The 5913-nt window shown below is 65.7% G+C and carries 7 protein-coding genes; 5 read left to right on the top strand and 2 right to left on the bottom strand.

Annotated features, from left to right (window positions below; translation table 11 throughout):
- From OXQ33_RS17330 to ppa, 5 genes are all read left to right on the top strand, one after another.
- On the top strand, window positions 1-328 hold a 328-nt coding region (locus OXQ33_RS17330; RefSeq protein ID WP_267436045.1), incomplete at its 5' end, for a DUF3597 family protein.
- Between the two features lie 457 nt (window positions 329-785).
- Window positions 786-1151 carry a hypothetical protein gene (locus OXQ33_RS17325; RefSeq protein ID WP_267436044.1) on the top strand — a complete coding sequence of 122 codons (366 nt, stop codon included), beginning with the start codon at window positions 786-788 and terminating at the stop codon, window positions 1149-1151.
- Window positions 1152-1196: 45 nt separating this feature from the next.
- On the top strand, window positions 1197-1856 hold the full coding sequence (locus tag OXQ33_RS17320) for a DUF1345 domain-containing protein (RefSeq protein ID WP_267436042.1): 660 nt from the start codon (window positions 1197-1199) through the stop codon (window positions 1854-1856).
- A gap of 94 nt (window positions 1857-1950) precedes the next feature.
- Window positions 1951-3876, top strand: a complete 1926-nt coding sequence (locus OXQ33_RS17315) for a peptidase M61 (protein WP_267436040.1) — start codon at window positions 1951-1953, stop codon at window positions 3874-3876.
- Window positions 3877-3999: 123 nt separating this feature from the next.
- Entirely contained in the window at window positions 4000-4578 is a 579-nt protein-coding gene (gene ppa / locus OXQ33_RS17310; protein ID WP_267436038.1) for an inorganic diphosphatase, read from the top strand.
- 433 nt (window positions 4579-5011) lie between these two features.
- On the opposite strand, the gene OXQ33_RS17305 is transcribed toward ppa, so the two are convergent.
- Both OXQ33_RS17305 and OXQ33_RS17300 read right to left on the bottom strand, forming a co-directional pair.
- Window positions 5012-5491 carry a GNAT family N-acetyltransferase gene (locus tag OXQ33_RS17305; protein ID WP_267436036.1) on the bottom strand — a complete coding sequence of 160 codons (480 nt, stop codon included), beginning with the start codon at window positions 5489-5491 and terminating at the stop codon, window positions 5012-5014.
- Window positions 5488-5913, bottom strand: a 426-nt coding sequence (locus OXQ33_RS17300) for a DMT family transporter (RefSeq protein WP_267436034.1), incomplete at its 5' end; no start/stop codon positions are given. The genes OXQ33_RS17305 and OXQ33_RS17300, both read right to left, overlap by 4 nt.

Genomic DNA, 5913 nt, shown 5'->3' with positions numbered 1-5913 from the left:
TGTGTATAAGAGACAGCAACAGCCCGCTCCCGCTCCGGCCCCGGTTCCCGAAGCCTCCCCCGCCCCGCAATCGGTGGATGTCGGCGCGGTGCTGAGCGAAATGGCGTCGATGAAGAATGGCGGCGGCAATTATCAAAGCTCGATCGTCGATCTCCTCAAACTGCTCGACCTGGATTCCAGCCTGGCCGCGCGCAAGGAACTGGCCAACGAACTGGGCGTCCATGCCGCCGAGGACGGCTCGGCCGAACAGAATATCGCGCTTCACAAGGCGGTGATGGCCAAGCTCGCCGAAAATGGCGGCATCGTGCCGGACAGCCTGCGCAACTAGGGCCAGTCGACAGTCATGCCACTTCTTCTTCCCTCTCCCCTGGACAGGGGAGAGGGTTAACGGAGCTTGCCAGCCTGCTGGCTAGTGCAGCTTGGGTGAGGGGTTGAGCGAGCCGAAGGCTCGCGCGCGCTCTGCGCGCCCACCCCTCACCCAGCTCCGACTAAGCCTTTGCTTTCGCAAAGACCAAGTCTGCGCAACCCTCTCCCCTCTATGAGGGGCGAGGGAAAAGAATGGGAGGCGGGCGATCCGCCCCCCCTCCGATATGTCCCGCCTATGCAGGGCTTTTGCGGCCCCGGTGCAGGGTCCGTCTTCATTCCATCCCTTCCCCGGCACGACACCGATCCCGCCTTGCCTGACCTGGCCTGCCATGCCCCCATTGCCCAGTAGCGACCGAAGGGAAGGCGGGGTGATGTTCGTGACCAAGGGGATATTTCGGCTTTGCCACGTGGGCCTGCCGATGATCATGTGTTCGGCCCTGCCGACCTTGTTGTTCGGCCTTTGGCTGGGACAATGGGGAAGCAATGTGATCTGGGGGAGCTATTTCGGGCTCGGATGGTGCCTGTCCGCCTTCTGGACCGGCGGCACCCTGCATGATCGCGTGTCGACGGCGATCGGCATGGCGTGGGGCTGGCTCGCGGCGATCCCGCTTTATCTGGCGTCGGGATGGCTATGGGAGCGTCTGGCGGATCGGGGGCGCAGGCGGGCCTTGCTGATCCTGCTGATTTCGGGCCTGCCGATGGTACCGGCCAAGGTTCTGATGGATTGGACCGATGCCGGCTTTCATCTGCCGGATTACACATTGCATATGGCCTTGTCCTATTGATCCGGCGATAGCCAAGCGGGCCCCGGCAGGCCTACACAGAGGTCCATGACCACCACCCGCTGGCAGCGCCTGAAGACCCATATCGGTGACCGGATCGCGCCGCCGCGCTTCGTCGCCTTCGCGCTGATCCTGGCGGTGGCGGGCGCCGTCCTCGTCCCGCCGCTGGGGCTGACGCGGGGGGTGCTGGCCGGGTTCGATATCGCCGCCTTCCTGTTCCTCGTCTCGCTCATCCCTCTGTTGCGGCAGGGACAGGCCGCCAAGATGCGGCGGCGCGCGGCACGGAACGACGCCAATCGTGCCGTCCTGCTCGTCTTCTGCGGCATCGTGCTGTTCGTCATCCTGGTCGCGGTCGGCGGCGAGTTGCGCGGGCGGAACAGCATCGTGACCATCGCGCTGGTCGTCGGCACGCTGATCCTCGCCTGGCTGTTCTCCAACATCGTCTATGCGCTGCATTATGCGCATCTCTTCTACAGCGCGGGGGAGAAGGGGGATGTCGGAGGGCTGCAATTCCCCGACACGGCCGAGCCCGATTACTGGGACTTCCTGTATTTCTCGGTGACGCTGGGCATGACCTTCCAGACGTCGGACGTGTCGATCGCCTCGCGACGGATGCGGCGGGTGGTGACGGGCCAGTGCCTGGCCGCCTTCATCTTCAACCTCGGCGTGATCGCCTTCACCGTAAACGTGCTGGGCGGCGGCGGATAAGGCTTGGCCACGGGGCGCGGGGAAAAGGGTCTGGACGACTGGCCTATCGGGTGCCTAACCTGCCCGCATCTCTCTTCGCCGCAAAAGGCTCTCCATGATCCGTCCCGTCTTTCGTTCCCTGATCATCGCGTCCCTGGTTTCGACCGCCGCCGTCTCGCTGGCGCAGGTGCCATCGGGCAACTCCGCCCCCGCCGGTCCCCTGCCCTTCGTCAACACCATCCCCGATGCGGTCGACACCCCCTATCCGGGCACGATCAAGCTGGTGGTCGACGCCACCGACACCGATCGCGGCGTGTTCCGCGTGAAGGAGACGATTCCGGTCGCCAAGGCGGGGCCGATGGCGCTGCTCTTCCCCAAATGGCTGCCCGGCGCGCACAATCCGCGCGGCGAGATCGAGAAGCTGGCGGGCCTGGTCATCAAGGCCAATGGCCGCATCCTGCCCTGGACGCGCGATCCGGTCGACGTCTTCGCCTTCCATATCGACGTACCGTCGGGCGCAAGGCAGCTCGACCTGGAGTTCCAGTTCCTGTCGGCGACCAAGTCCGACCAGGGCCGCATCGCCGTCACCCCGACGATGATCTCGCTGCAACCCAATTCGGTCAGCCTCTATCCGGCGGGCTATTATACCCGGCAGATCCCGATCCAGATGACCGCGATCTTCCCCGCAGGCTGGACCGCGGCGGGCGCGGTCCCGGCCAAGGCGTCGGGCTCGACCTACACCTATGACACGACCAATTACGAAATCCTGGTCGATTCCCCGGTGCTGGCGGGCAAGTATGGCAAGGTCTTCCCGCTGACCCCGCGCGTCAACCTGAACGTCTTCGCCGACAACGCCGCCGAGCTTGCCGCCAAGCCCGAACAGATCGCCGCGCACCAGCGGCTGGTCGATCAGGCGGTCAAGGCATTCGGCGCGCAGCATTACGACCATTACGAGTTCCTGCTGTCGATCAGCGACCAGCTCGGCGGCATCGGCCTGGAGCATCATCGTTCGTCGGAGAATGGCGTGACACCGGGCTATTTCACCGAATGGGATTCGGGGCCGGGCCGCCGCAACCTGCTGCCGCACGAATTCACCCATAGCTGGGACGGCAAGTTCCGGCGCGGGGCGGACCTGTGGACTCCCGATTTCCGTACGCCGATGCGCAACTCGCTGCTGTGGGTCTATGAGGGGCAGACGCAATTCTGGGGCTATGTGCTCCAGGCGCGGTCGGGGATGGTGTCGAAGCAGGATACGCTGGACCAATATGCCTCGATCCTGGGCATCTACGACACCGCGCCCGCGCGGCAGTGGCGCGATCTGCTCGACACCACCAACGACCCGATCATTTCGTCGCGCAAGCCCAAGGGCTGGACGAGCTGGCAGCGGTCGGAGGATTATTACAATGAAGGCCTGATGGTCTGGATGGAGGTCGATGCGATGCTCCGCCAGAAGTCGAACGGCGCCAAGTCGATCGACGATTTCGCCAAGGCCTTTTTCGGCATCCGCAACGGCGACTGGGGCGAGGTCACCTATACGTTCCAGGATGTCGCCGACACGCTGAACGCGATCGTGCCCTATGACTGGGCGGGTTTCCTGACCAAGCGCCTGACCGAAACCGGCCAGCCCGCGCCGATCCAGGGCTTCGCGATGAACGGCTACAAGCTGGTCTACACCGCCGAGCCGACCCCGACCTTCAAGCAGAACGAGAAGGGCCGCACCGATGTCAGCTATTCGCTGGGCATGGTCGTGTCCAATAGCGGCGACGTCACCAGTTCAATTTGGGACAGTCCGGCGTTCAAGGCGGGGATCGATGTCGGCACGCAGATCCAGGCGGTGAACGGCGAAAGCTATTCGGGCGACCGTCTGAAGGCCGCGATTCTGGCCGCCAAGGATCCCGCCAAGCCGGTCAAGTTGGTGATAAAGAACCAAGATCGCTTCCGCGAAGTGACGCTCGCCTATACCGGCGGCCCGCGCTATCCGCGTCTGCAGAAGGTGGGGACCGGCGAAACCGGGCTGGACCGTTTGCTGACCGCACGCTGACGTCTTCCTGACGAGGGCGTCACTACCTTCTATCGACACCCAATGGCGGGTTGCGCTATCGCACCCGCCATTGTTTTTCCACCGGAACCCGGTTCCGGCCCATTGGCAAAGAAAGACTGACCGATGCGCATCGACCTCATTCCCGTGGGCAAGAGCCCGCCCGACGACATCAACGTCGTGATCGAAGTGCCCACCGGTGGCGAGCCGGTGAAGTATGAATTCGACAAGGCATCCGGCGCGCTGTTCGTCGACCGCATCCTGCACACGCCGATGCGCTATCCGGCCAATTACGGCTTCGTCCCCCACACGCTCAGCCCCGATGGCGACCCGCTCGACGCGCTGGTCGTGTCGCGCACGCCGTTCATCCCGGGCTGCGTCGTCCGCGCGCGCCCCATCGCGGTGCTGAACCTGGAAGACGAAGCCGGCGGCGACGAGAAGCTGGTCTGCGTGCCGGTCGACTCGACCTTCCCTTATTATTCGAATGTCGGCGGTCGCGACGACCTTCCCGAGATCGTGTTCCAGCAGATCGAGCACTTCTTCACCCATTACAAGGACCTGGAGAAGAAGAAGTGGGTGCGCATCGGCACCTGGGGCGACCGCGACGAAGCCCGCCGCATCGTCGTCGAAGCGATCGAACGCTATGACGAAGCCAAGGCCAAGGGCGAGGAGCCGCACGACCACGACGTGCCCGGCCGCGCCTGAACCTTATCGGGTTCTGGTTTAAGGGAAACGCCTCGGTGCCCGGCACCGGGGCGTTTCTTTTATCCCCTCTTCTCGCTCCCCTCCCGCAGCCGGCAGGGGCCGTCTCTTCTTTCTCCCCTCCCGCAGGCGAGAGGGGCTGCCTCTTCTTCTTTCTCCCCTCCCGCAGGCGGGAGGGGCTGGGGGAGGGCAATCCCGGAGCCCGGGGAGAGGACTTCCCATGGCCTTCGACTGCGCTCAGGCTGAACGGAGCGAAGGGGCAGGTGGCGCGGAAGAAGGATGGTTCGCGCGGAGGCGCGGAGAACGCGGAGGTGTCTCGCCCGTCGCTGACGGAATCCGGCAAAACCGAACTGGCGGCAGGAGAATGACGCGCGCCGCCAAGGCAACCCCTCTGCATCTCCGCGCCTCCGCGCCTCCGCGCGAACCCTCTTCCGCCCTACCGCCCCGCCAACCGCGCCAGCGCCTCGCCCGACACCCGCTGCACCGTCCACTCATCCATCGCCCGCGCCCCCATCGCACGGTAGAACTCCACCGCAGGCGTATTCCAATCGAGCACGGACCATTCGAACCGGCCCCAGCCGCGATCCCGCACAATGCCCGCCAGATGGACCAGCAACGCCTTGCCCACCCCGCCCCCGCGTGCGGACGGCGTGACGTAGAGATCCTCCAGATACAGCCCCTGCCGCCCGGTCCAGGTCGAGAAATTGGCGAAGAACAGCGCGAAGCCCACTGCCTGTCCGTCGCGCTCCGCGATCACCGCCTCCGCCGCCGGGCGCTCGCCGAACAGCGCCGCCTCCAGCATCGGCTCGGTCGCGACGACGGCGTCGGGCTCGCGCTCGAACGCGGCCAGTTCGCGGACGAAGCGCAGGATGGTCGCGGTGTCGGCCCGCTCGGCCGCCCGGATGGTGATGCTCATAATCCCGCCTCGCTCTGGGGCCCCGGCCCCGGTTGCCGCACCGCGAAGACGCAGCCCGCGATGATCAGCGCCGCCCCGACCAGCGTGAAGGGCGACACACGCTCCCCGAACACCGCATAGCCCAGGCACGCCGCCCAGACGAAGGCGGTATATTCGACCGGCGCCAATATCTGCGCCTCCGCCCGTGCATAGGCCCAGGCGAGCAGCAGCGCCGACAGGCTGCCCAGCGCCGCGGCGATGACGATGGCGGGCCACTGCCCCATGGCGGGCCAGCCCGAGACGAAGGGGGCGGCGGGCGTCATCAGGACGGCGATCACCAGCATGGTGAACAGCGCCACCTCCGTCGGACCCGCGACCTGCGCCTGTCGCCGCAACAGCACCAGGCTGACCGCATAGAGGATCGAGGCGGCGAGGATGGCGAG

The organism is Sphingomonas sp. GM_Shp_1, assembly GCF_026540895.1.
Lineage (GTDB): Bacteria > Pseudomonadota > Alphaproteobacteria > Sphingomonadales > Sphingomonadaceae > Sphingomonas.
The sequence above is the reverse complement of the archived record's forward strand: the minus strand, read 5'-3'. Positions and strand labels throughout refer to the sequence as shown.

What these genes read in the sequence shown, in the direction of transcription:
- OXQ33_RS17325 (WP_267436044.1), top strand. Translation starts at nt 786, where the DNA reads ATGATCATGTGTTCGGCCCTGCCGACCTTGTTGTTCGGCCTTTGGCTG.
- OXQ33_RS17315 (WP_267436040.1), top strand. Translation starts at nt 1,951, where the DNA reads ATGATCCGTCCCGTCTTTCGTTCCCTGATCATCGCGTCCCTGGTTTCG.
- OXQ33_RS17320 (WP_267436042.1), top strand. Translation starts at nt 1,197, where the DNA reads ATGACCACCACCCGCTGGCAGCGCCTGAAGACCCATATCGGTGACCGG.
- OXQ33_RS17305 (WP_267436036.1), bottom strand. Translation starts at nt 5,491, where the DNA reads ATGAGCATCACCATCCGGGCGGCCGAGCGGGCCGACACCGCGACCATC.
- ppa (WP_267436038.1), top strand. Translation starts at nt 4,000, where the DNA reads ATGCGCATCGACCTCATTCCCGTGGGCAAGAGCCCGCCCGACGACATC.